General features: G+C 61.1%; 17 protein-coding genes. 7 read left to right on the top strand and 10 right to left on the bottom strand.

The features are described 5' to 3' along the window. Positions 1-133 precede the first annotated feature (133 nt). The 4 genes from J3U87_RS34200 to J3U87_RS34185 all read right to left on the bottom strand — a co-directional run bounded on the left by J3U87_RS34200 (position 134) and on the right by J3U87_RS34185 (position 4308). Positions 134-1120, bottom strand: a complete 987-nt coding sequence (locus J3U87_RS34200; RefSeq protein WP_237380574.1) for a threonine/serine dehydratase — start codon at positions 1118-1120, stop codon at positions 134-136. Next, on the bottom strand, positions 1113-2081 hold the full coding sequence (locus tag J3U87_RS34195; protein ID WP_237380572.1) for a Rossmann-fold NAD(P)-binding domain-containing protein: 969 nt from the start codon (positions 2079-2081) through the stop codon (positions 1113-1115). Before J3U87_RS34195 ends, J3U87_RS34200 begins: the two co-directional genes overlap by 8 nt. Then, positions 2081-3205 carry an aminotransferase class I/II-fold pyridoxal phosphate-dependent enzyme gene (locus tag J3U87_RS34190; RefSeq protein ID WP_237380570.1) on the bottom strand — a complete coding sequence of 375 codons (1125 nt, stop codon included), beginning with the start codon at positions 3203-3205 and terminating at the stop codon, positions 2081-2083. Before J3U87_RS34190 ends, J3U87_RS34195 begins: the two co-directional genes overlap by 1 nt. Before the next feature lie 398 nt (positions 3206-3603). Continuing rightward, positions 3604-4308, bottom strand: a complete 705-nt coding sequence (locus J3U87_RS34185) for a hypothetical protein (protein WP_237380568.1) — start codon at positions 4306-4308, stop codon at positions 3604-3606. A 161-nt stretch (positions 4309-4469) separates the two neighbouring features. Between J3U87_RS34185 and J3U87_RS34180 the strand changes: the two genes are divergently transcribed. Then, on the top strand, positions 4470-5138 hold the full coding sequence (locus tag J3U87_RS34180; RefSeq protein WP_237380566.1) for a winged helix-turn-helix transcriptional regulator: 669 nt from the start codon (positions 4470-4472) through the stop codon (positions 5136-5138). 145 nt (positions 5139-5283) lie between these two features. Here J3U87_RS34180 and J3U87_RS34175 read toward each other — a convergent pair whose 3' ends face one another. The 4 genes from J3U87_RS34175 to J3U87_RS34160 form a co-directional block, all read right to left on the bottom strand. Continuing rightward, entirely contained in the window at positions 5284-5877 is a 594-nt protein-coding gene (locus J3U87_RS34175; protein ID WP_237380564.1) for an ECF-type sigma factor, read from the bottom strand. 150 nt (positions 5878-6027) lie between these two features. Further along, positions 6028-9033, bottom strand: a complete 3006-nt coding sequence (locus J3U87_RS34170) for a serine/threonine-protein kinase (protein ID WP_237380562.1) — start codon at positions 9031-9033, stop codon at positions 6028-6030. Positions 9034-9200: 167 nt separating this feature from the next. After that, positions 9201-9905, bottom strand: a complete 705-nt coding sequence (locus tag J3U87_RS34165) for a response regulator transcription factor (RefSeq protein ID WP_237380560.1) — start codon at positions 9903-9905, stop codon at positions 9201-9203. Next, positions 9868-11475 carry a sensor histidine kinase gene (locus J3U87_RS34160; RefSeq protein ID WP_237380558.1) on the bottom strand — a complete coding sequence of 536 codons (1608 nt, stop codon included), beginning with the start codon at positions 11473-11475 and terminating at the stop codon, positions 9868-9870. Before J3U87_RS34160 ends, J3U87_RS34165 begins: the two co-directional genes overlap by 38 nt. A gap of 253 nt (positions 11476-11728) precedes the next feature. Between J3U87_RS34160 and J3U87_RS34155 the strand changes: the two genes are divergently transcribed. Then, positions 11729-12556, top strand: a complete 828-nt coding sequence (locus tag J3U87_RS34155) for a class I SAM-dependent methyltransferase (protein ID WP_237380556.1) — start codon at positions 11729-11731, stop codon at positions 12554-12556. A 688-nt stretch (positions 12557-13244) separates the two neighbouring features. Here J3U87_RS34155 and tyrA read toward each other — a convergent pair. Continuing rightward, the gene (gene tyrA, locus J3U87_RS34150; RefSeq protein WP_237380554.1) at positions 13245-14135 is read right to left on the bottom strand and encodes a bifunctional chorismate mutase/prephenate dehydrogenase; all 891 of its coding nucleotides are present in this window, start codon (positions 14133-14135) and stop codon (positions 13245-13247) included. Positions 14136-14515: 380 nt separating this feature from the next. On the opposite strand from tyrA, the gene J3U87_RS34145 reads away from it, so the two are divergent. The 4 genes from J3U87_RS34145 to J3U87_RS34130 are packed head-to-tail and all read left to right on the top strand — an operon-like array spanning position 14516 to position 20915. Next, on the top strand, positions 14516-15148 hold the full coding sequence (locus tag J3U87_RS34145) for a TetR/AcrR family transcriptional regulator (RefSeq protein WP_237380553.1): 633 nt from the start codon (positions 14516-14518) through the stop codon (positions 15146-15148). A 2-nt stretch (positions 15149-15150) separates the two neighbouring features. Beyond that, positions 15151-16593, top strand: coding sequence for an efflux transporter outer membrane subunit (locus tag J3U87_RS34140; protein WP_237380550.1), 1443 nt, complete (start codon positions 15151-15153; stop codon positions 16591-16593). After that, on the top strand, positions 16590-17768 hold the full coding sequence (locus tag J3U87_RS34135) for an efflux RND transporter periplasmic adaptor subunit (RefSeq protein ID WP_237380549.1): 1179 nt from the start codon (positions 16590-16592) through the stop codon (positions 17766-17768). The genes J3U87_RS34140 and J3U87_RS34135 overlap by 4 nt, the downstream gene beginning before the upstream one ends. A 3-nt stretch (positions 17769-17771) precedes the next feature. Then, positions 17772-20915, top strand: a complete 3144-nt coding sequence (locus J3U87_RS34130) for an efflux RND transporter permease subunit (RefSeq protein WP_237380547.1) — start codon at positions 17772-17774, stop codon at positions 20913-20915. A gap of 998 nt (positions 20916-21913) precedes the next feature. On the opposite strand, the gene J3U87_RS34125 is transcribed toward J3U87_RS34130, so the two are convergent. Beyond that, positions 21914-23422 carry an ATP-binding cassette domain-containing protein gene (locus tag J3U87_RS34125; protein WP_237380545.1) on the bottom strand — a complete coding sequence of 503 codons (1509 nt, stop codon included), beginning with the start codon at positions 23420-23422 and terminating at the stop codon, positions 21914-21916. A gap of 463 nt (positions 23423-23885) precedes the next feature. On the opposite strand from J3U87_RS34125, the gene J3U87_RS34120 reads away from it, so the two are divergent. After that, entirely contained in the window at positions 23886-24317 is a 432-nt protein-coding gene (locus J3U87_RS34120) for a type II secretion system protein GspG (RefSeq protein ID WP_237380543.1), read from the top strand. Positions 24318-25330: the final 1013 nt, after the last annotated feature.

The following is a 25330-nucleotide window of genomic DNA, read 5'->3' as shown; positions in this document are numbered from 1 at the left end:
GTGTTCGGGCGGCCGGCCGCTCGCCGTCTCGTCATGGAATGTGGGATTCCGGAAGGAAGGGGAGCCAGGAAATGGGAAAGAGCCTTTTTTCACCACGGCGCTCGATTCCGAACCTGGCTCCGGGTTCCTTGGGTCAGGCACAGGTCGGGCCGGGGATTTGGAGAACCGAATCCAGGGTCGTCAAGCCGATTCGCTTTCCGCTGACGATCAAGATCAGTTTTTGCCCGAAGAAGCGCGACTTCTGTTGGAGGAGTGCCGCTACCGACAGCGCGGCCGCGCCTTCGACCAGCAACTGATGGTGCTTCAAGAGCAGGAACATCGCGCGCCCGATCTCGGTCTCACTGACCAAAATGAAGTCGTCCACGTACCTGCGGCACAGATCGAAGGTCACGGATCCCGATTCGATACCGCCCGCGGTTCCATCGGAAAGGGTCGGTTCGTGGTCGACGTCCACGAGCCTGCCGGCTTCGATGGAGGCCGCCATGGCGGCGGAGTGCTTGGGCTGGCATCCGATGACTGACAAGTTGTGGTGTGGCTTGAGGTACGCCGCCAAACCCGAAATCAGGCCGCCGCCGCCAACCGGTGCCAGCACGACATCGAAGGTGCCTGCCTGCCGCTCCAGTTCCGGCCCGATGGTTCCCTGGCCGGCAATGATCCGGGGGTCGTTATAGGGCGGGACGTAGGTCCGATGATGACGGCGTGCGTATTGTCGGGCCTCGGATTCGGCCTCGGTCACGTTGTCGCCACCGATATGCAGGTCCATGCCCTGTTCGCGGAGTTCGTCGACCTTGGAGGGTTCCGTGTTCTGCGGTAGAAAAACCGTACCCCGCTCGCCGAAAGTTTCCAGAAAGCGGGCCAGGGCGGCACCGTGGTTTCCCGTGGAGGCACAGACCACTCCGCGGCGCCGATCCTTCTCGCGCAGAGAGAGCAGGAAATTGGCCACCCCCCGGTATTTGAAGGAACCGCTGACCTGTTGATTCTCGAGCTTGAGGTAAATCTCGGCGCCCGTCGTTCGGCTCAGAAACGGTGCGTATTCCAGCGCCGTTTCGCGAATATGGGGGCCGATGCGACGTTCGGCGGCGAGGATGTCCCCCACCAGGTCCAAGCGGGTCTCAGTCATGACGCACCCCTTCGCGTTCGCGCAACCTTCGGTAGGCGAGCTTCGCGATTTGGATGTCCTGAACGGCGACGCCGGTCAAATCTGCCACCGTAATCGCTCGAGGCGAGGGTCGTCCCGGTTGGGATCCCAACAGCAGATCGCCCAGTTCGACACAATCATCCAGGCACACGCAACCGGTTCGCAAACCGTGGGCGATCTCGCCACGCGTGATGCACTGGGAAAGGCGATCTCCTGCGACGAGGTCGGCCCGGGCCAGGACTTCGGGGGCGAGTTCCCGTTTTCCGGGCGTATCCGCGCCGACGGCGGTGATGTGGGTGCCGGGCTTGAGCTGATCCGCATAGATCAGGGGTGCGTGGGAGGGGGTGGTGGTGACGATCAGATCGGATTGGGTCGCGACTTCCGCGGTCGTATCCGCGATCTCGACCCGAAAGCCCATCGGCTCCAGGTCGTGCCGATAGGCGGCCGCCTTGGCCGGATCGCGACCCCACACCAGCACCTCGCGGCAGGTCGTCACTTCCGCCAGCATTCGCAATTGCAAGCGGGCCTGGGTTCCCGTGCCGAGCACGCCAATGCGATCCACTCGCTTGGGAGCCAGCAGTTTGGCCGCGACCGCGCCGGCCGCTGCGGTTCGTAGGTCGGTCAGGAATCCCTCGTCGTTCAGCACCGCCGCCAACTGACCGGTTTCGCGCCGAAACAGCAGCATCAGACCCGAACTCGAGGGCAAGCCCCGCTGTGGGTTTTCATAAAAACCCGAGGCGACCTTCACCAGGTAGAAGTCGTCCCCACGCAGGTAGCCATACTTGATGTGGACTTCGCCCGGTGGACGATCGAACACCATTTCGCCCACCGGTGGTATGACGGCTTCGCCACGCGACATGGCGCGGAAGCCGGCCTCGATTGCGGCAACGACATCGGCTCCCGACAAGGCCGCCTCGATCTGGTCCCGTTGGTAGACGTGCATCAGGGGACCTCCTCTTTCAGGGAGGCCAGAACCCGTTCGAAGCGGTCCAAACCTTCGAGCAGGTAATCCGGTTCGGAGCCGATCCCGATCCTCACCCAGTGGTCCATGCCGAAACAATCGCCGGCCACGATCAGGGTGCTGGTCTCTCGCTTGACCCGTTCCACTAGGTCCGTCGAGTTGATGGCGAGGTCGTAATGGAGAAACGCCATGCCGCCGGCGCTGGGTGGCCGGAACCGGAACAGGCCGTTTTGGGCCTCCGCCCAGCGCTGCAGGTGGTCCAGGTTCTCTACCAGCATCCGGCGATTGCGGGTCAGGATCCGGTCACGGCGTGCGGGTTCCAAGGCGAGATTCGCCACATAGTTGCTCACCGCAGTGGTGGCGATGGTGGTGTAGTCGCGGCAGGCCCAGGCGGCCTCGATCTGAGGCTGTGGTCCCACCAGCCAACCGATGCGCAGCCCCGGCAAGGCATAGGCCTTCGAAAGGCCACCGCACACCATGGCCTTCTCGTAGGTGCCGAAAATGGACGGTGTTTCGGGTCCCTCGAGCTCCGCGCCGCGATAGATTTCGTCCGCGTACAGCCAGGCGCCCACCGAGTCGGCCAGGGTCACGAGCCTCTCCCGTGCTTCCTGGCTGAGCACCGAACCCGTGGGGTTGTTGGGGTTGCAGACCGCGATCATCTTCGTTTTCGGTGTGATCATGCGGGCCAGCTCGTCCAGGTCCGGTTGCCAACCCAGTGATTCCTTCAGGTAGAAGGGTTTCACTTCGACGCCGAGCGACCGAGCCAAGCCCCAGATCTGCATGTAGTTGGGCAGCATCAACACCAGCTCGTCGCCTGGCTCCAGCAAGCTCCAGATCGCCACGAAATTGGCTTCGATGGACCCGTTGGTCACCAGCACCCGGTCTCGATGGCAGTCCGGGTACAGACGACTGATGGACTCCCGCAGGGGAATGGAGCCGTTGGTTTGGCCATAGCCCTGATGAAGGTCGAGCAGCTCCGCACATTCCGATTCGTTCAGGAGTTCTCTCAATCGGAAGGGATGAATGCCCGTTTCCGTCAGGTTGTAGGCGACGCGGTTTTCCCAAAGTGATTGACGTCGTTCCAGTTGAAAGGTCTCTAAGTGCATCCGAATACCCCTGGTCCGACAGGGGTCGGGCAACAAACGCGGTGGAAGGCACTGCGACACATACCCGACCACTGTCCGGTGGAATTTTTAGGGTATGCAGCGCGCTGGAAAATCAGTGGCCTGCAAGAAGCCATGTGGCGTCCCGATTTTCTTCCCTAAAGATGGACACCACAAGGGGCGATCGACGCCAACCTTCCTCTGTATGTGACGGTGACAAACAGTCTCCGTCAACCAGAATACGGGGGTGGGATTCGAAAGGCAAGGATTTTTCCCAGTCGCCGCTCGGGAGCCGGAAGTGACCCGATGTGCAATTGGATTTCTATGTAAGTGTCATGTTTTAAAAAAGTTTTATTTCGAATGGTGGTCGCGGGTTCAATGGGGGATCGGGCATGAAACCTTCACGACGGGTGGCGACCCAACAAATAGCGGAACACCAACAGGTGGCCCCCGAAGGCGGCCTGAACCAGGAAAGTCGGTAACCAGATATAGGGGAAGAAGGCGACCAGGGTATTGGCCGGTTCGTTGTGAAACATGCGGATCGGCAGCGGCGCCGAAAGCACCGCGATCGTGACGATATTGACCAGCAGCGCCAACCCGACCAGGTTCCAGAGCCAGAGCGCGGCCTTGGGCATCGGTCCGGTGCGATACTTCAGGAACAACCCCAGTGCGAACAGGCCACTGAGGACGTCGAAGTTGTAACCCTCGAAGGTCATTTGAACCGGAATCCGGCCATCCAGGTGGAGGAGATAGAGCACGATTTCCACGGGAACCCGAAAGGCCTGAAGGCCCACGACCCAAGGGACCAGATGCAGCAATCTGGCGCCCCACGGAGAGAACACCAAGCAGGCGGTCGCCAGTGAACTGCCCGCGAGAACCAGGGGCAACGAGGGCAGACCCGTCTCGAAGCGGCCGACCAGACCACTGGCTCCCAATGCGCCGCCGGCCAAAAGCCAAAGGCACAGAGCCCAGGTCTGGGGACGGCGCCACCAGGGCCGAGTCTGGTGACTTCCGAACGCCAGGACGAACAGAATCGCGACAACGGCGACAATCGAGACAAACAAAACGGTGGTTCCCAAAAAGAGCTCGCTCGCGTGATCGGCCATAACATCCTCCTGTTTATTAATTGTGACTAGTTACTATTAAAAAATAAAGTAAAATGTCCATTGCTCGTCAACGGGTGCGGTTCTGAACGGCCTGGACGCTCGATGCCCGTTTGGTGTTTTAATGGAGAGCGCACGGTATTCATTTTTAAAGTGAGGTGGCGATGCCTGCCAACAAAAGGACCTATGCTCAGTTTTGCGGCATCGCGCGGGCCCTGGATGTGGTGGGGGAGCGTTGGACGCTATTGATCGTGCGCGACCTTTTTCTCGGTCCGCGTCGGTTCAAAGACCTGATGACCGGTTTGCCTGGCATTACGACGAATCTCCTCGCCAAGCGTTTGAAGGACATGGCGGCCTCCGGCCTGATTCGAAGAACCCGCCTGCCGCCGCCCGCGGGCAGCATGGTCTACGAACTCACGCCGCGCGGCGCCGAACTGAAAGACGTCTTGATGGCTCTGGGCCGCTGGGGTTGGCCCCTGATGGATGCGCCGGGCCCCGAGGACCGTACCGACGTGGGCTGGGCACTGGTCGCCCTGCACCGCCGTTTCACCGGAACCGTCGGCGCCTGGACCCTGGAGATCCGAGCCGAAGACAGCCTGCACCAGGTACACGCCAAAGATGGGGACCTGACCGTGCGGTCCGGCACTTATTGGGAACCCGACCTCGTTCTCGTGGGGACTCTGCCGTCGGTGGCGGCACTCTTCCATCGGGGCGTCCCACTCGAACGGCTGGAAGCGCAGGGCCTCCGCCTCGAAGGTTCACCCGAGCTGCGGGCCAAGGTGTTCCAGGCCTTCGGCATCTCCGAAGGGACCGGCATCGCGCTCGAGGAATGAGGACACCCATCATCCTCGCAGGCGAATGGTGGGTGCTTCGATCGCGGATCTCGTGGGTGTCCCGGATTGGGCACCCCGATTTGGCATGGGTCAAAGGCGAATCGTGACTGTCCCGTGCTCGTACCCGTGCTCGTAAGCCCTTGGCTCAGGTACCCTCGGAAGAAGCGAGATGGCGCGCCAGCCAACGGCGCGCGATCTGCCACTCGCGGCTCAGTGTCGATTTGGAAACGCCGCGCATCTCCGCGATCTCGTCCAGGTTCATCCCCAGGAAAAAACGCATTTCGATGAGGCGGACCTGGTTCGGATCGACGTCCTCGAGCTGGGCCAGGGCCTGCTCGATCGCCAAGCAGGTGGCAGGGTCGAGGCGGGTGATCTCCGGAACCGGGGGCGCCGCTTCGATGGGGACGGGCGTCTCCCCCTTGCCCCGCTTGTCGGTGAGCTTGGCGCGCGCGTGGTCGATCAGGATCCGGCGCATGATTTGTCCCGCAAATTGGACGAAGTGGGTCCGGTTTTGAAAGGTCATGTCGCGAGTGGCCTGAAGGCGAAGGTAGGCCTCGTTGATCAGCGCCGTGGGCTGCAGCGTGTGGTCCTTCTTCTCGGCCAGAAACAGGCGCTGGGCCATGCGGTGAAGGTGGTCGAAAAGGTGGGGCATGGCACGGGAAAAGGCGTCGCGGTCCCCATCCCGCCAAGCCGCCAACAGCCGCGTAATGGCTTCGTCACCGGGTTGTTCGTGGGTCATGCCTTTCACCTCTCGCGGCAATCTGGGCCAAAACGGCGCCCTGCCAGGAATCACGGTCCTTCTCCTATTGTAGTGTGTTGCCGGAAGGGCGGGCGCATCATTGTTCCAAACTCGGTTTCCTTGTGAGATGGAAATGGATCGTCAAGTGCGTCAACGGCTGGAAGGGCCCGCTTTGGGAGGGCCGGGGAACCCACCCATCCGCCGAAGGAAGGTCCGGGCCCTGTCGAACTGGCCCGTCTTTTCGAGCATGCCCACGTAGGCCCGACGCATGCGCCAAAGGTTGTCACCCGTCGCTTTGCCGGCATCCCGCCTTTCCTGCTGATACTTGATCGCATTCCTCAACATAAACCCGGCCTGGTCATAACGACCCCGCTCCAAATCGAAAAGGCTGAATAGGTACTGACTATCCACTAATTGATGGGTCGTGAGTTTTCCCGAATCGAAAATGTCCTCCAAGAGCCGATGGGCATCTTCGAATTCACCCCTTTCGGTCCATGCCCAGGCCAACCCGATTCTCACGTCTTTCCGGGCGCGTTCTACTACCGCGCTACGGTCGGACAATCCGTCGAAAATCGCCAGGGACCGCGAGAGTGGATCGATGGCTACCTGAAACTGGTGTCGCCGTCGCAGACTCAATCCCCAAGTACCCAGATACATCGCATGGGAGAGGTCGTCATCCGTATCCTCCAGTTCGTGCGCCAACAGGGCGCAGTGATAGAGCATTTGGGACGACGACCATCTTTGCAACTCCGCCAACTCCCGGCCATAATCATAGAGCCCACGGATCATTTCTCTCGAACTGCGATCCGGCGAACCCGAGCCTTCCCAATAGAGTCGCCTCGCCGATGCCAGGTCTCCCGAGGCCAGGTAGCTTTCCAGAAGCTGGTACTTCGTCATGCCGAACATTCCCCTGAAGCAGGTGGGAAAAAGCAGACAATAGCAGGTTTTGTTCGGCGGCACGCCAAGTTTGTGCAACGTCTCGAATTGCTCGATCGCGAGCGTGTGTTCACCCCTTCGTTGGTGGAGTTCGCCCTTCAAAGCCAGAAATTCGCGTCGGATATGCGGATGCCGAACCATGGGATCGGAGGCGGCCAAATCCGAAAGGACGTCTTCCGCACCAGCGAGATCACCCTGATCGAGGAGGAACACCACTCCTTGCAACTTCATCACGATGCGCTCTTTCGGTTCGACTCGCGGCAACCACGTTTCGATGGTTTTCAGGGCGGTGGCAAACCGACCCATTCGCCTGTAAGTGTTGAATAGATCCTTGAAGGACTGGTGCGTCAACATATTGTGAATCAAGCCATCCAGTTCCAATAAGCGTTCCAGGGTCTCTGCATGGAAATCCAAATCGCCGCGGTGTTTGTAGATGGATGCGAGTTGCCGCAAAGCCCCCCGATAGGCGACGCGCGTGCGCTTGTCGGCGGTGGCCGGGTCGACGGCGATGCGGTGCAGGGTGCGGATTGCCTTGTCGACGTCACCATCGGCGTACTGGCCGATCGCCAAATCAATTAAATCGTAGATGGGTTCGAGGGAGGGTGCCTCTCCGGGAGACCCATCCAAAGCCCGCGGATCGGGGAGGTTGTCGAGCCACTGTTGCACGCTATGAGGCGTGGTACCCGCGAGTTCGGCCGCTCTCCGGATCGAACGGGCCAAGGCATCGGGCCCCTTGTCGGCCCGCACCGTAATGCGAAGGGCCTGCACCAGCACCATTTCGCCCGACTCCTGGAGCCCCAATCCAAAATAACCCTTGGCGACACTCTCCAACATGGCGGCCTTGGTCGTCGGATCCAGGTCGGATCGCTGCATCAGGGAAAGGGAAGCGCGATCGAGCAGGGTCTCGGCATCGATGACCGCTTCGTCTTTGTCGCGGTGTTCGGCGGAAAAAATGCCTTCCATAAAGGTTCGGATCGCTTCGGAGCGATCCCTTGCCATGCGGATCTGGCGGTTTTGAATGGCGAGCCCCACCGCCGAGCCGACGACCAATACGAGCATCAGGGCGGCGGTCAGCACGCTTTTCCGGTGCCGCCGCATCAGGAGACGGCTGCGGTAGAGCAAGGTGCTGGTGCGGGCGGCGACCGGTTTCCCTTCCAAGGTGCGGCGAAGGTCCTCGGCCAGTTGTTGAACCGATGGGTAGCGGTCCTGTGCATGCTCGCGCAGGGCTTTGAGGACGATGTAGTCCAGCTCGTTGACCAGGTCGCGTGGGGCCCAAGATTTGACCAGGTCCTCGTGCTGTTGGTTGTGGTCCAGCGTTTTACTGGGTCGATCCGGCATGTGATAGGTTTCGAATGAGGTTTCGGACCAACCGGTATCGGGCATCGATCCGGTCAGGATCTGGTAGAGCACCACGCCCAGCGAATAGATGTCACAGGCGGTGGTCAGGCCACCCCTGCGGTATTGCTCCGGAGCCGCGTAGCCAGGAGTCAGGGGCATGCCTTGTCCCGTGCGGGTCAGCGTTTGCCCGGCCTCGCGGTCTTGAAGCAGGGCGATGCCGAAATCGAGCAGTTTGGGAATGCCTTGTGCGGTGACCAGAATATTGCCGGGCTTGATATCGCGGTGAACCACGAGGTGGCTGTGGGCGAAATGGACCGCTTCGCAAATGCCAATGAAGAGGCTGAGAACCTCGTTCAATTCGAGTTGCTTGACGTCGCAGAAACGGTGCAGCGGAAGACCCTCGATGTACTCCATCACCAGGTAAGGAAGGCCCATCGGCGTCGTCCCGCCCTCGTAGAAGGCGGCGATATGCGGATGATCGAGGTCCGCCAGGATCTGGCGCTCGTTTCGGAAGCGGCGCACGACCACGTCGGAGGCCAGGCTGGGCCGCAACACCTTGATCGCCACCTCCCTGGCGAACTCGCCGTCGTTGCGGGTTGCCAGAAATACGGTTCCCATGCCACCGCTCCCCAGCTCGCGCTCGATGCGGTAGGGACCCAATTCGTTGCCCGGGGAGAGTAGGCTCGCTCGCTGGGCGAACGAGGCGATCGGCTCTTCGAACCGATCCAGCTCGTCGTCGGGCACGTCGAGCAGCGCGCGAACTTCGGCAACCACCTCGGGAGCCAAATCGGGATCGTCGAGGATGGCTTCACGCTCGTCGGGATCGAGGTTCAGAACCCTGTCCAGTAACGCTTTCACCTTTGGCCATTCAGGGTCGTTCAATGTTTGCCTCCCACCGGGGTTCTGCGTAGCGGCGCTCACATCGGGCGGTACCGCCTCATTTTAAATGGCGAGCATTCCGAAAAACACATGTCAGGCCGGCGCGACCGCTCGGAAATCGCCGACGGGCAACCAATGGAAATTTTTTAGGCGGTTGCCGCAAGCCAATCCTAAAGCTTGAACTTGTAGCCCAACCGGTGAACCGTGATCAGGTGGTTTGGTTTTTCGGGGTTGGGTTCGATCTTTTTGCGCAGGTTGGCCATATGGGTGTCGACCGTCCGGGTCACGGCGGCGCCCTCGTACTCCCAGACCTCCTGCAAAAATTCCCTGCGGGAAATGACCTTGCCCAGGTTTTTGGCGAAATGGGCGAGAATCAGGAACTCGCGCGGCGTCAGGGCCAATGGCTGACCCGATTTCCAGGCGGAATGGTCCTCGAAATCCACCTCGACATCGCCGAAATGCAGGCGTTCCTGTCGATCCGGATGTTGGTTCAGGAACCCGTTGCGACGCCAAATCGCTTCCATGCGCGCCACCAACTCGGCCATGCTGAAGGGTTTGGTCACGTAGTCGTCGGCCCCGATCTTCAAGCCCAGGACGCGGTCGATCTCCGTGCCGCGGGCGGACAGCATGATGATGGGTACGGTGTTGCCCTCGGCACGCAGGGCCTGGCACACGTCGAGGCCACTCTTTCGGGGCAGCATGATGTCGAGCACCACCAGGTCCGGGTTCCCGGTGCGCGCCATGGCCAATCCCGTTTCGCCGTCGGGTGCGTGCAAAACTTCAAACCCCTCGAAAGCCAGGCCGTCCTTCAACCCCAGGATCAAGGCCGGATCGTCTTCAACCAACAGCACCCGTTTTTTCGGCTCTGCACCCACGCTCTTTCCCCCCGAAGGGCAGGTAGATCTCAAAACAACTGCCCACACCTTCTTCACACGTCAGTGCAATCCTACCACCGTGGCCCTCGGCGATGTGCTTGGTGATGGCCAGCCCCAATCCACTCCCGCGTACCTGGTGGACGGCGCCGGTATGCACCCGGTGAAATCGATCGAAAACCCGTTCCCGCTCGTGAACGGGAATACCGCCGGACTGGTCCTTGACCCACACGGAGGCCCGAGTCTCCTCGAGCCGTACCCCGACCTCGATGGTTTGGGTTGCCGGTCCGTATTTTATCGCGTTATCCAGAAGGTTGAACAATGCCTGGCCGATCGCGCCCCGGTCCAGGGGAAGTGCCGGCACCTGTTCGGGAAAAGTTCGTGCGAAGCGGATACCAGCCAAATCCGGCCGTTGCTCGAAGCCCTGTACGATCGCCTCCGCCAGGCCGACCAGGTCCGTTTCCTCCAGGACGTACTGCTTCTGGCCCGATTCGATCTTTGAAAAGTCGAGAATGTTTTCGATGAGACCACCCAATCGACGCGTTTCCTGTTCGATGACGGTGCCGTACTCCACGACCTTCTCCATCGAGCCAATTTTTCCATCGCGCATCAGTTCACTGAACACCCGGATCGACGCGATGGGGGTGCGCAACTCGTGGGATACGTTGGAGACGAAATCGGATTTCATATCGGATAGTTGCCGGTAGTTGACCGCCGTTCTCATACTGAACAACACGCCCAGGGCCAGAATGATGGCCAATGCCAACGAAACCAATCCGTTGGCCATGACGGTGGTCTCTGCCAGGCCTGAAGTTCGCCCACCGTTTCGGTGAATGGCCACGCGCCAGTCCTGAAACACCCAGGAAAAAGGCCTCACCACCTTGTCTTCCGACTCGATCGCTCCGATCGTTTCCGTCTCCAGCCGCCGTACATCCGTGCCGTCGAGGACCTCCGCCCGCATACCGCGTCCGGGGAAGGTCGCGTTCAGGGTGTCGGGCACGATGTCGGCCAGGAAGCGGCCGAAATAATCGTCGTCCAGCACCATGCCCGCCAGGCCGATCACCTCGCCGTTCTCGTCGGGGATCAGGTGCATGATGATCGGCTGATTGGGAAGATAGTGGCTGGTCACCAGGCCTTCCGGTGCCCCATCCAGCTTCTTCTGATGCCAGGCCCACCAGTGAATTCCCGCCAGGTTCACCTTTTTGTAGTAGCTGTCGGGCACCTGAGCCGCCCAGTCTCCGGTCTGGGGGTCGAACAGGTAGGTCTCCCGGTCGCGGTCTCCCACGAAACTCATGTGGAACAGGTAGCTGACCGGCGCCAGCTTTTCGCGCGGGATGCTTCGGTAATGGAGGAGGATGGGCGCCAAGTCGCCGGTCAATAAATCGGCGGGAACCTGTACCAAGCCCGCTGCCAAGAGCCGGTAGTGGTTTTCTGTTTTCTCCGCGACGATGTCCAGGTAGTGACTCATGTTGGCCCGCTCCGCTTCCCGGTTGACCGTTTCCATGTGCGTCAACCAGCGGTACTGCATGAGGAGAAGGACCGCCAGGGGCAGGCAAAAGAGGCCGGTAGCCAACCACACCACCGTTCTGGGGGATTGCCGGTCAGCCATCTTTTTTATTCGATTCGCCAGCGTCGCCATATCCTTCACCTTGCCATCGACCCTGACAGCGGGCCGTCACCCAATCATCCTCCTTCTTTACAAATCTTGACAACTCTTTGTCATCGTTTGACCCGCGCTCCACCGATTTGACCGAAGAATCCTGTACCTTTTCCTTCGTTCGCGAGCATTCCCAAACTCGCTCACCAGCCCAATTCAAGGAAGGAACATGTTGAAAAACGGAACCAAGATCTTGCTCACCCTCTCACTGAGTGTCGCAGCCGCGGTGTCGGCATTCGGAGGTGGGTCCCTCGCGGACATCGCCAACGGCGCTCATCGATCCGAGGAACACAAGGCGCGCAACGGCGCCCGTCATCCAGTGGAAACCCTCCAATTCTTCGGGATCGAGGCGGACATGAAGGTCGTCGAGATCCATCCTGGCAACAAGGCCTGGTACACGGAAGTGCTCGCGCCCTACCTCCAGGAAAAGGGGACCTATGTGGCCATGGGCCATCCCCGAGATTCCCAAAACGAGCACATCCAGAACGGCCACGAGGTGTTCGACAAAAAACTGGCTTCCAATCCCATCTACAGCAAGGTCCGCACGGCCGAGATCCGGAACGCCAAGGCGGAAGGGATCGAGCCCGGTTCGGCGGACATGGTCCTGACCTTCCGCAACGTTCACAACTTCATCACCCACGACCGCAATCCGGACGGCATGTTCAAGATGTTCCACGACCTGCTCAAGCCGGGCGGAATTCTTGGCGTGGTCCAGCACCGGGATTCCGCCGAAACCGTAACGGGCCCCCTGGGCGAACGGGGCTACCTCACCGAAGACGTGGTCGTCGCCTTGGCCGAGAAGGCCGGTTTCAAGCTCGTGGCCAAGTCCGAAATCAACGCGAACCCCAAGGACACCAAGGATCACCCCTACGGCGTTTGGACCCTGCCGCCCACCCTTTATCACGAAGGTGAGAACGCCGACCCAGCCAAGTGGATCGCGATCGGAGAGAGCGACCGCATGACGCTCAAGTTCATCAAGTCCGGCAAGGGTTCCTGAGTCCTCGGAGTACCGTTCCCATCCCGAGCAACGGTGACTTCGGCTTTTTACCACGGAGGTCGCGGAGGCCGCGGAGTCAAACAGGGCTTGTTGTAAACATTTCGAATTTAGGTGTTTGTGCCTTGGTTTGGCTCTGGGCCTTCTCCCGCATCGGTACTGGAAATCATCCCGGGAGCTCGTGCTTTTGGTTTTTGGACGGCTATATTTTTTCTTTGATTCATTGATGTGGTGCCAGTGTCATTAGGAATAGGATTTTTGGTGCGTGCCAAGGTGGATTCCAACGCGTATCAAGCGCAATCAGGCTGGTAAAAGTTCCGTCCACATTCTCTGCAGACCTCCCAGTAACACCTGCACGTTGTATCCTATCCAGGGAGGCAAGGTCATCTTCGACATACTATTCTATCTCTGTGATCTCCGTGGAATCTATATGTAACAAACTCTGTAAAGTTCGAAGATAAAGATAAAAACCTAAAAAGGCGGATGTGCGGGGAGTTCGTCGAAAAATGTCGGCCCGGCGCCCTGGGTGGGCCCGGCACTTACTGCAACGACGCCCCTCTCACAAATGCGGGAACTCCCAAACGATTCGCTTCGATTAGTTACCCACCTGAAACCCGGTGGTCCGGCAATCCGGCCCCCGGCCTGGGCAACGACTTTGTGGTAAAAAACTGACAAATGAATTGCCCTGCGGCTACGAAGAAACCTCCTCCGCAGCGGGCTCACGCGTGTATTCCGTCAGCTTGTCGATGATGTAACTGCTTTCGTCCAGAAACTGCCGGCCCAGCTCGCCGTACCACGCCGACACGTTCTTGAAATAATCGATGAAGGCGTCCTTGTCGCCCCGCTCCACCAATTCGACCATTTCACCCAAGTGGTTGTGGTAGTGACGGAGCTGCTGTTTCCCCACCTCGGAGGAGAAAATGATTTCGGCGTACAGGTGCGGATCCTGGGCGAACAACCGTCCGACCATGCCCATTTCAAGCCGGTAGATCGGCGAGCTGAAGGCCATCATGCGGTCCAGGTCGGCGTTTTCCTCGAACAGGTGCACGCCGTAGGCGAACGATGCGAAGTGTCGAGCCACCTGGACGAAGGCCATCATGCGGTCGTGCTCGTCGGCGCTGGCCTTGATCATCTTGGCGCCCAAGCCGCGCAGGGTCTCCAGGAACCACGCGAAGGCGTGCGGCCGGCGCCCGCCGCAATCGACGATCAATTGGCCCTGCAACCGTTTGGTGGTGGGCCCGAACATGGGGTGCAGGCCCAGGACGGGGCCCGCGTGGACCTCCCGCATCTTGCGAATCGGCTTGACCTTGATACTGGTGACATCCGCCAGTAACTGGTCTCGCCCCAGTTTTCCCGCAAGCTGTTCGATACCTTCCATCACGTGTTCGATCGGCACGCTCAAGAGCACCAGATCCACGTCGGCCAGCAACGGTTCCCAGCGGTGCCAATCGTCCTTGTCCAGCACCCGTACCTCGTGACCCGCCGCTTCCAATTCGCGACGAAACAAGCGCCCCATGCCGCCGGCGCCACCGATGATGGTGATGACTTTCGGCTGCGCCGACGAAGCCGTATCCGATTCCATGTTCGACCTCCCGTCCCTTACGTCGAGATCCTACCCGGCAGTTTTGGCGAAAGTACCACGGCCGCGGAAGGAGATGTGTTACCAAACGAGCACCATTTCCCCTGGTTCGAGGTCCAACGAGCCGACTTTATCGGTTCCGTCCGCACCATCGATATGACCCGCATCATACTGGCGGGCCGCGATCGAGCTCGACCGGAACAGCATTTTCGATGAAGCTCGGGCCCATTGCTGCATTCATAACGGTTTTAAATGAAGCGGTTTGTGGATTTTGTGCGGTTTTTTGAAAAAAATGCTCAGGGTTTCGAACAAGTGTTTCGTACAAATGTTCGAAACAAGCGTTCGAGATGCCTCGACGCCCCTACCCTCGAGAAGGAGCTCCCATGGTCCCCGCCAAGAAATCGGAACTGACCCGCGCCAAAATCATCGACGCCGCCGGTCGCTTGTTTGCCGAACGCGGCTTCAAGGGCGTCACCGTCCGCGACATCGCGAAGCACGCGGACACCCACCTCAGCGCCCTGAACTACCATTTCCAATCGAAAGACATGTTGTACCGCGAGGTCCTCGCCTTTGCCGCCGAGGGCGCCTCCATTTCGGAATCCGATCAACGCGACCTGAGACGGCTGAAGCCCCGTCAGGCCCTGTTCATCATGATCAAGGAAAGCCTGCGCGAGTATCGCGACGATGCCGTGGACACCTGGCAGAACGCCCTGCTGAACCGGGCCGCCTGGGAAGGCAGCGAAGCCTTCGACGAAGTGGTCGAGCGGTACTACAGGCCGGATGCGGCCTTCGCTTCGGAAATCGTGGCCGCCGCCACCGATCAGCCGGTAGGCAGTGAATACGTCGGTTTCGCCGTCTTCACCATGGTCGCGCTCCTGGAAACCTTCGGCCTCTACGGGCACCTGACCGAGGCCACGCTGCCCGGCTTCAACCAAGCCTTCGCGAAAAAAGACAAGCTGGCCAAGCACATCACCACCCTGGTTCTGGCCGCCGCCAATCCCTCGCTGGAGGCCTGAGCATGGCGATATTGGAATCCTTCCTTCGATGGACCACCCGCCACCTGGGAAGGTTCACCGGCCTGGCGCTCGCCCTGGCGGTGTGTGGCTGTGCCGCCCATAGGGAAGCAGATCTGGAACTTCCCCCCGAGGTGCGCACCGAATTGCCCCAAACCTGGCGCGAACCCGCCGGCGATTTGCCGGTCAGCGACGCCTTGCTCGATCTGATCGATGACGAGAGACTCGCTGCCCTGGTCGAAGAGGCACTGGCCAACAATCCCAATCTCGCGGCCACCGCGCTGCGGTTGGAGGCCTCTGGGTTGCTGGCCCGAGTCACCCGTGCCCGCCACCTGCCGCGTGTCGACGCAGGCTTCGAGGCGACCCGCGACAATCGAAGCCTCGATCCGGAGACGGGCGGCACCCGCACCGCCAACTCCTTGCGCCCCGCGCTTTCGTTCTCCTGGGAACTGGATCTGTGGGGCCGACTCGCCGATGAACGTCGGGCCGCCGACACCGGTTACCAGGCTCAGGAAGCGGATTGGCTCGCCCTTCGCGACGCCCTTGCCGCGCGCATCATTCAAGCCTGGGTGACCGTGGTTGCCGAGCGTCGCGCCGTCGCGGTTCAGGAACGTCGCCTGGCCCTGCTCGCGGAGGTCGAGGACATGTGGCGGGCGCGCTACCGCAACGGACTCGCCAGTTACGACGAGTTGGCCACGGCCAAGACCCAGACGGCATTGGCCCAATCGGACCGGGATGCGCAACAGAACGCGGTGCGCCAAAGCGAACGTCGCTTGGAGGTGTTGCTGGGTCGTGTGCCCCGAACCGAGATCCCCGGCGCCACCGAACTCCCCGAGATCGGCGCCACCGGTTTGGATGTTCCCGCGACGGTCCTGCTTCACCGGCCCGACATCCGTGCCGCGTTGGCTCGATTGGCGTCGGCGCGCGCCACCGCCTCGGCGGCCGACAAGGCCCGTTACCCGCAATTGCGGCTGTCGGGTCAGGTGTTTCGCGAGGCAGCCCGGCTGGACGGCCTCGGTTCGGCCTCCACGGGTTGGAACCTGTTGGGCTCGTTGTTCCAACCGTTGTTCGACGGTGGCGCCCTGGCCCTGAACGCCCGAGCGGAAGCCAACCTCGCCGACGCGGCCCTGATGGATCTCTACGAGCACGTGCTGCGCGCGCTCGAGGAAGTCGAGAACGCCTTGGACCGCGAGCGGACCTTGACCGCCCAAATCGAATCGCTGGATACGGCGCTCGGCGAGGCACATCGCAGCAGTGCCTTTTTCGAGAAAAGGTATCGCGAGGGCTTGGACAGCCTGCAAAGCCTGCTGATCGCTCGGGAGCAGGAAATCAGCGTGCGTTTGCAGTGGGAGAACCTGCAGGCCACGCGTCTGGTCAACCGAATCGACCTGGCCCTGGCCGCTGGTCTGGGCACCGAAACACGACCTTGGGTAGGAGTGACACCGTGAATGATACGCTGAAGCAACCCGCGCCCCACAAGCCGCGCAATAAAAAGAAGACATGGCTGGTTTTTTTGGGCTCCGCCCTGATATCCCTCTTGGTGCTCGGGTTCGTGTTCCAGGAAGGCGAGAAGGCCGCGCCCGACGAACGCACCGATCGGGCGGGCACCGGCATGCCGGTCACCGTTCGGACCGTATCGCCGAACCGGCATCCGGCACTGATCACGGCGTTGGGTGAAGTCACGCCCCTGTGGCAGACCGCGCTGAAGAGCCAGGTGAACGGTCGGGTGATCGAACTTTCGTCCAAACTACTGCCAGGAAACGAGGTTCGCCAGGGCGAGGCTCTGGTGCAACTGGAGGACAGCGCCTACCGCCAGCAATTGAACGAGGCGCGCGGTCGCCTGGCCATGGCGCGGGTCCAGCTCTTGCGCGAGGAGCGCGAGGCGTCCGAGGCCCGCGCGAACTGGAAGCGATCGGGTATCGAGGGCGAACCCGAATCGGACCTGGTGTTGCGGGTGCCCCAGGTGGAAGCGGCCAGGGCCGAGGTCGCCTCGGCCGAGTCGGCCGTCGAGCACGCCCGCACCCAGTTGGAACAGACCACCATCCTCGCGCCCTACGACGGGTTGATCGTCGAACGGTTCGTCAATCCCGGCGCCTCGCTGTTCGCCGGTGACGAGGTCGCCCACCTCGTCGGGTTGGACGCGGCCGAGGTTGCGGTTCAACTGGATGCGGAACAATGGTCACTGTTGCCGCGGCCGCTCGAGTCGGCCACCATCGAACTGGTCGACCCGGAGCGAGATCTGCGGTGGCGCGCCTCGGCCGTGCGCGACAGTCGTCGGTTGGGAAGCGCCACGCGTTTGCGCACGCTGTACCTGCGGGTGGAACGCCCGCTCGCTCAATCGCCGCCGTTGTTGCCCGGGACCTTCGTTCGGGCCGAGATCACCGGCAAATCACTGGAAAACGTGTTGTTGGTACCCGAAGGCGCTTTGACCAAACAGGGTTTGATCTGGTACGTGGACGGTCAGGATCGGCTGCGCGCCTGGCTGGCCAAGGCTCTTTTCTGGGGCGAGGGTTCGGTCTACGTCGCACCGCCCCAGGAAGCGGCCAACGGCTTGCGGATCGCGATCGCGCCCCACGCCGGGTTCACCCGGGGCTTGGCCGTCCAGCCGCGGCAGGGGGAGTGATCGATGCACGCTTTGACGGTTTGGTTTACCCGCAATCCGGTCGCCGCCAACTTGCTCACGATCCTGGCCCTGGTGGCCGCGGTCTTCACGATTCAGACGATGCGTATCGAAGGTTTTCCGGCGCTGCCGCCCAGCTCCGTCACCGTGACCACGATCTATCCGGGCGCGGCCGTGGAGCAGGTCGATCGCGGGCTCACCCGCAAGATGGTGAAAGCCCTGGAGGGCATGCCGGGATTGAAAAAGACAGCCTCGTTTTCCGAAGAAGGCGTCGCCACCGTGTGGGCGCGAAAGGAGAGTGGCTTCGACATGGACCGCTTCCAAAACGAGATTCGGACCCGCATCGATGCCATCGCCACCCTGCCCCAGGGGGCCGAACGGCCGATTGTCAGTCGGGACGAGTTCAATGTGGAAGCCCTGTTGGTGCAGGTCTACGGCCAGGTGGATACCGATACCCTGCAGAAGGTCGCCCGCCAGGTGCGGGACGAACTGCAGGCCCATCCCAAGATTACCAAAATGACGACTTTCGGTCTGCGGGCCTACGAGGTGCGGATCGAGGTGGACGACGACAAACTGAGATCCCACGGCCTATCCCTGACGGACGTCACCCAGGCGATCCACAACGCCTCCTTGGACTACCGAACCGGATCGATCGAAAGCGAGGCCGGCAAGGTGACCGTACGCGCCGACCAGAAGGCCCTGCACTACGCGGATTTCGCCGCGATTCCGGTGCGAAACGCCGCCGACGGGAGCAGTGTGACGATCGCCGACTTGGCGGCCATCATCGATGGTTTCACGACCGAACCGGTGTACTCGCGGTTCCAGGGCGATCCGGCGGTCGGCATGCAGGTCTTTACGAGCAAGAAGGGCCACCTCATCGAGGTCAGCGAAGCGGCCCACGAGGTGATGGCGCGGCTGCGTCCCCAGATGCCGGAAGGGGTTCAGATCGATATCTGGGGCGAATACAGCATTTACATGAAAGATCGGCTTTCCCTGTTGGCTACCAACGCCTGGCAGGGCCTGTTGATCGTGTTCGTGCTGCTGGCCCTGTTCCTCGAAGTGCGGCTGGCCTTTTGGGTGGCCATGGGGATTCCCATTTCGATCGCCGGTGCGCTCGTGGTCATGGGCGATCGCGTGTTGGGTTATTCGCTCAACGACATCACGACCTTCGGCATGATCATCGTCCTGGGTATCTTGGTCGACGACGCCATCGTGGTCGGTGAAAGCGTCTTCGAGGAGCGCGGAACCAATCCGGACCCCGAGGCCGGCACCATCGCCGGGGTGCATCGGGTCTCCACGGCGACCGTGTTCGGCTGCTTCACCACCATTTCGGCATTCGCGCCGTTGCTTCTGATCGACAGCGACATCGGGAAAATCTTCGCCAGTTTCTCGGTGGTCGTGATCGTGTCGTTGCTGGCATCGTTGGTGGAAAGTAAGCTGATCCTGCCCGCCCACCTGGCCGCGGTTCGGTTCGACCGCCGACCGACGTTCATCCTGGCACGCTGGTGGGGCCGGTTACAGAAGCTGGCCGCGCGTGGCCTTCAAGCGATCAACCGGCGACTCTATCAACCGCTGCTGGGCAAGGCTTTGCGGCATCGCTACAGTGCGCTTCTGCTGTTCCTGACACTGGCTGTGGCGGGCCTGGGTGCGATGGGCAGGGGATGGGTGCGGACGGTGTTCTTCCCCGAGGTACCCGGCCAAATCATTTCGGTATCCCTCAAGATGGAAGGGTCGAGCCCGCTCCACTTGACGACGGCCCATATCGAAACGATCGAAAAGGCCGCGGAAGCTCTGAATCGCGAGGTGCTTGACGCGGGGAAGAGCGAACGTCCACCCATCGCCCGCATCATGACCGCGTTGACCGGACCCTTCGATGCCGAGATCTTCGCCGAGCTGCAGCCCGAGGCGCACCGTCAACTGGGTACGATGGAGACCCTCAATCGTTGGCGCGAGCGCGTCGGTCGCCTGGAGGGGGTCGAAGAGTTGACCTTCAGCGGCTCCTTCGAGACCGGCGGCGGGTTCGTCGTGGAGTTGGAGGCGCGCGAGGAGCAGATCCTGAAGCAGGCGGTATCGGAATTTTGCAAGCGCCTGGAAACGCGCGGCGGTGTGAACGACGTGCGCCACGATTTGGACAGTGGGTCGCCCAACATCCGGCTGCGGCTCAAACCGGAAGCGCGCCATTTGGGGCTGACCACGGCCGATCTCGCCGCCCAGATCGGCGATGCCTTCGGCGGCTACGAGGTCCAGCGGATCCAGCGCGGTGCCGAGGAGGTCAAGATCATGGTCCAATTCGGCGAGCAACGACGGCGCAATATGCGCGACATCCTCGATACGCGGGTGCGCACCGCGACGGGGGAGTGGGTGCCGTTGCCGCTGGTGGCGAGCCTGGAAACCGGGTACGTACCGTCCTCGATCAACCGCCAAAACGGCCGTCGGGTGGTGCAGGTGCGGGCGGCGTTGGATAAGAGCCGTATCAGTGCGGGCGAAGCCTTCGCGTGGATTCAGGCGGAGGTCGCGCCGGAGTTGGTCCGTGCCTATCCCGATCTGTCGATTCGCGGTGCGGGCGAGCTGGAGGAGATGGGTGAGATGCGCGGCGGCTTGAAACGGGCGCTGGTCTTCATCCTGATCCTGATCTACGTGCTTCTGGCGATCCCGCTCAAATCCTACGTCAAGCCGTTGGTCATCATGGCGGTGATCCCCTTCGGCTTCATCGGTGCCGTCATCGGGCACTGGTTCCACGGTGCGCCATTGAGTGTATTGTCATTCTTCGGCATGCTGGCCGTCACGGGCGTGGTCGTCAACGACAGCCTGGTGTTGCTGACGCGTTTCAGGGAGATCCGCGAGCGCGGGGTGCCGCTCCGGCAGGCGCTGATCGAAGCCGGCCGCAGCCGGTTCCGGGCGATTTTCCTCACCACGGTGACGACCTCGTGCGGCTTGCTGCCGTTGTTGTCGGAGACCTCCGAGCAGGCGCAGTACCTGATCCCCGCGGCGATCTCCTTGGCCTGGGGCGAAATTTTCGCCACGCCGATCACCCTGATGATCGTGCCCATTCTGGTCCATGTGGGCCACGATGTGGGCAGTTGGTTTCGGACTTCGGAGGAGGAACCCGCGGTCGAGGCATCCCCCGAGGAGGCGACCCTCGCGACCTGAGATCGCGAGCACGGCAACGTGGCTTCGGGGTAGGCGATGGTCGGAAAGGCTCGGGCGAAGAGCCCGAGCCTCGATCGGAGGTCCAGCGGATCGGGACGATCCAGCGCGACCCGGAGCATTTCCTGTCGAGGGCGATGTCCCCAATGGACGGACGGTGTTGTCGGGTAACCCATGTGTGGATGGACGGTGCCGGTGGGTAACCCCTGTGTGGATGGACGGTGCCGGTGGGTAACCTATGTGTGGATGGCCGCGAACGGTGAGCCATCGAACATTCGGTTGACCGCGATGATGCCCATCCCAGGATACCGCAATGTTGGGATGGGCCTGTCCCGGCTCGCGCTGAAGGTGCGAGCGGACGTCAGTTTGGACCACCATTTATAAAAAACGCGTGCCGAAGGCGCGCCACCAGCAGGGACCCTGAAAGGGTCACACATTACAGCGAAGGGTTAAGGAGGCAACGCCGACGCAACCCTGGTTGCCTGGGGTTCCCGCATCCAGCCCTGAAGGGGCGGCTCCGCGAAGGGCTCCTCGAAGGTGACGTCAACTCCGCGAGGGACCGCATAGCGGCTCTGCGAAGGGCTCCACGAAGGTGACGGGAACTCCGCGAGAGACCGCATAGTTCCGCCCCGTTGGGGCTGGTGCTCGGGAACCCCCGACAACCAGGGTTGCGTCGCCTCCGGCTCCTTAACCCTTCGCTGTACTGTGTCGTCCCTTCAGGACGCCCGCTGGTGGCGTGCCTACGGCCCGCGTTTTTATGTATGGTGGTCCAAACATACGGCCGGCCATCCTTTCAGGATTGGCCGCGAACGGTGAACCATCGAACATTCGGTTAACCGCGATGATGCCCATCCCAGCATACCGCAATGTTGGGATGGGCCTGTCCCGGCTCGCACCTTCAACGCGAGCCGGGACAGGTTTCCTCCGGGCATGACGGCGACCCCCACGAATCGCGGGATCGTTTTTGCGCGAAGAAAGTTGGGTGTCCCGATCTCCAGCGTTCATTCCTCCAGGTGGAATTTCGGTGCCGTGCCCCGAACCCGCCAACGGCGATCGGCAAGGGTGCTCAGCAATCGTGCGTCGTGGGACACCAGGACAAGGGCGCATTCCGTTTCGGACAGCGCTTGGCTCAGGCAGTTCACCGAAGGCAGATCGAGGTGGTTGGTGGGTTCGTCCAATACCAGCAGGGAGGGCTGTTGCAACAAACCCGTCGCGAGCATGAGTTTGCGGGTTTCTCCCGGGCTCGGTAAGTGAGAGACGAGCAGCCGTTTTGGATCGGAACCCAATCGGCTGACCAACTGCATCAATCGGCCGCGCGCCGGTCCGGACAGCGCCTTGATCTCCTTCAGCAAGGCGATCCCCTGCTCTTTGGTGACCTCCTGGGGCAAATAGAACAGGCCTTTTCCGGCCGGTAACTTTCCCAGGAGAAAGCGAAGAAACGTACTTTTTCCCGACCCGTTGGGTCCGCTGATGCCCACGCGTTCGCCGCGATGAAGGACCAGGGCCGGGAAGGTGAGTGCGCCGGACATTTCTTTGTCGTCGCCAAAGACCAGGTTCCCCGGTTCGATGGCCAGAATCTGTCGGTTGCCGCGATGCCCATCGAATCGAATTCCCAGGGACACTTCCTTCTTGGGTTGCAGATCGCCTTCGCGGGCCGCCAACCGGTGAACCCGAGTCTCCAGGCGCTTTTGGAGGCGTGCGGGTACGGTGTCCTTGCCGGTCAGGCGGGCCAGGTTGATTTTGGCGCGCGTATCGCGGTCGTTTCTGTGCACGTTGCGCTTCGACAGACGGGACGAGGATCGGGCGACCGCTTCTCGCGCCTTGTGCGCTTCTCGTTCCAGACGCCGCCGCTCTTTTCGCGTTCGCTCGTAGCACCGCCTTTGCGCCAAGGCTTCTCGTTCGACCTCCAGCGTGCTCTCGCTGTAATTGCCCACTCGTTTGTCGATGCGGCCTTGATCCAGAAACACGGTATGGAGGCACAGCCGGTCGAGGAGATCGCGATCGTGACTCACCAACAAACCGATGCCCCTGAACCCGGCCAAGGCCTTGAATATCAACTGTTGGGCGTGTTCGTCGAGGTGATTGGTCGGTTCGTCGACCGCCAGCAAATCCGGTTCTACCCAAAGGGCTACCGCCAATTGCGCCCGTTTGCGTTCTCCGTGGCTCAGGGTATGCCAGCGTTGGTCCCAATCGTAACCAATGGCCAGCGCGTCCATATAGCGATAGGCGTTTTGGGATGCCAGAAACGCTGAAAAGTGTTCCGGCGCCGCATCGGTCCGTTGAGGGCAGTACTGGTGATGCGCGGGCGCGGTGATCACTCCTGTTTGGGGGCGCAACCTGTTGCAGGCCAATTGTAGCAAGGTCGTCTTGCCTCCGCCGTTGGCTCCGACGAACCCGGTCCAACCGGGCGTCAACTGCAGGTTGATATCAAGCAATACTTCTTTTGATGTACGCGGATAGGTGAACGAAACCTTATTGAACACGAGTTGCAAACCTTGTCCCTTGCCCATGGCCAACCTCCTGATTTTCTTGTGGATACAACGTGAGTGGCATGGTTCTTAAACATGGTCGAAACCTCCGTTCGGTAGTGCCGGCCGATTAGGCAGGCGTCATGGTTTCCCGCAATCGGGAAGGGTCGCCGAAAACGAAAACCGTTTCATTGTGATGGCCCGCGGAGAAAGCGGGCGAAGGGGATCCGCAATAAAGCCTGACGGCGAATTAGTTGTGTGCGGAAATCAACATGGCTGAAGCCTCAAAAAAAGTCGGGCGTTTTTCCCCTGTCCTACGGATGCTAGGGCTCGGGTTTCGTTTTGTCAAGCGTGACGGGAGGTGACGGATGACGGGGACACCCATCATTCGCGAACCCGTTCTCGGGCGAAGCGTGTTGGGTGTGCTGTTTTCGCGAACGAATCTCGTCCAGCTACATCGATGTGGCGTCCTACCCGGAAATGCCGACGCGGAACGAGGGCGCTTATGAACTTCTACCGGAAAACATGGGACTCCGCCGAGATCCTGAACGCCATCACCTGGGTCGTCTGTTGTGGCTGGATCGTCATCAGCCTTTTCCATTCGGTGCGCGGTCCCGTGTTCTGTTGTATCGACGCCTCCGATCGCATACAGATCCACGCAATCAGAGATATCAAGACGCTAACCCAAAGTGCGTTGCTGTTCTGGGTCGACCACGGTCGTTTTCCCCATTCGTTGCTGGATTTGGCCGAAGATCCTGGCGACGTGACGGATTGGACACCTTACATCGAAGCCGAGACACTCACCGATCCCTGGGGCAATCCCTACGTGTACTACATGACCGGAGAGGAAGACACTGCATTCGAGGTGTGGTCGCTCGGCGCCGATGGTCGCTTCGGTGGCGAGGGCGAAGCTGCCGATTTGGCTCTGGAAAAGTGATTCGATTCGAGGTGACGGATGACGGGGATGACGGGGACACCCATCATTCGCCGGATGATGGCCGACTGGTACAAATTGAGACTGGCCAATTCATGGTGATGCTCGAATAGGATGTGCGGCGTTCCCGGGCCATCCATGCAGGATTGGCCGCGAACGCCGCACAATCGAGCCTTCGGTTGACCACGATGGCACCCATCCCGACATACCGAAAGGTTGGGATGGATCTGCCCCGGCTCGCGCTGAAGGTGCGAGCGGACGTCAGTTTGGACCACCATTTATTTAAAACGCGTGCCGAAGGCGCGCCACCAGCAGGGACCCTGTAAGGGTCACACAGAACAGCGAAGGGTAAGGGGTCGGAACGACCCCGCAACCCTGATTGTCCGAAGAGCCCGAACTCCAGCCCTGAAGGGGCGGCTCCGCGAAGGGCTCCTCGAAGGTGACGTCAACTCCGCGAGGGACCGCATAGTTCTGCCCCGTTGGGGCTGGGGTTCGGGAACCCCCGACAACCAGGGTTGCGTCGCCTCCGGCTCCTTAACCCTTCGCTGAATTGTGTCGTCCCTTCAGGACGCCCGCTGGTGGTGGACCTGCGGTCCACGTTTATATGTATGGTGGTCCAAGGCTACGGTTGGCCATCCTTTCAGGATTGGCCGCGAACGGTGAACCATCGAACATTCGGTTGACCGCGATGATGCCCATCCCGACATACCGAAAGGTTGGGATGGATCTGCCCCGGCTCGCGCTGAAGGTGCGAGCGGACGTCAGTTTGGACCACCATTTATTTAAAACGCGTGCCGAAGGCGCGCCACCAGCAGGGACCCTGTAAGGGTCACACAGAACAGCGAAGGGTAAGGGGTCGGAACGACCCCGCAACCCTGGTTGTCCGAAGAGCCCGAACTCCAGCCCTGAAGGGGCGGCTCTGCGAAGGGCTCCTCGAAGGTGACGTCAACTCCGCGAGGGACCGCATAGTTCCGCCCCGTTGGGGCTGGGGTTCGGGAACCCCCGACAACCAGGGT

The sequence above is a fragment of the Sulfidibacter corallicola genome (genome assembly GCF_017498545.1).
Lineage (GTDB): Bacteria > Acidobacteriota > Holophagae > Acanthopleuribacterales > Acanthopleuribacteraceae > Sulfidibacter > Sulfidibacter corallicola.
This window is presented reverse-complemented; position numbering and strand designations above follow the sequence as displayed.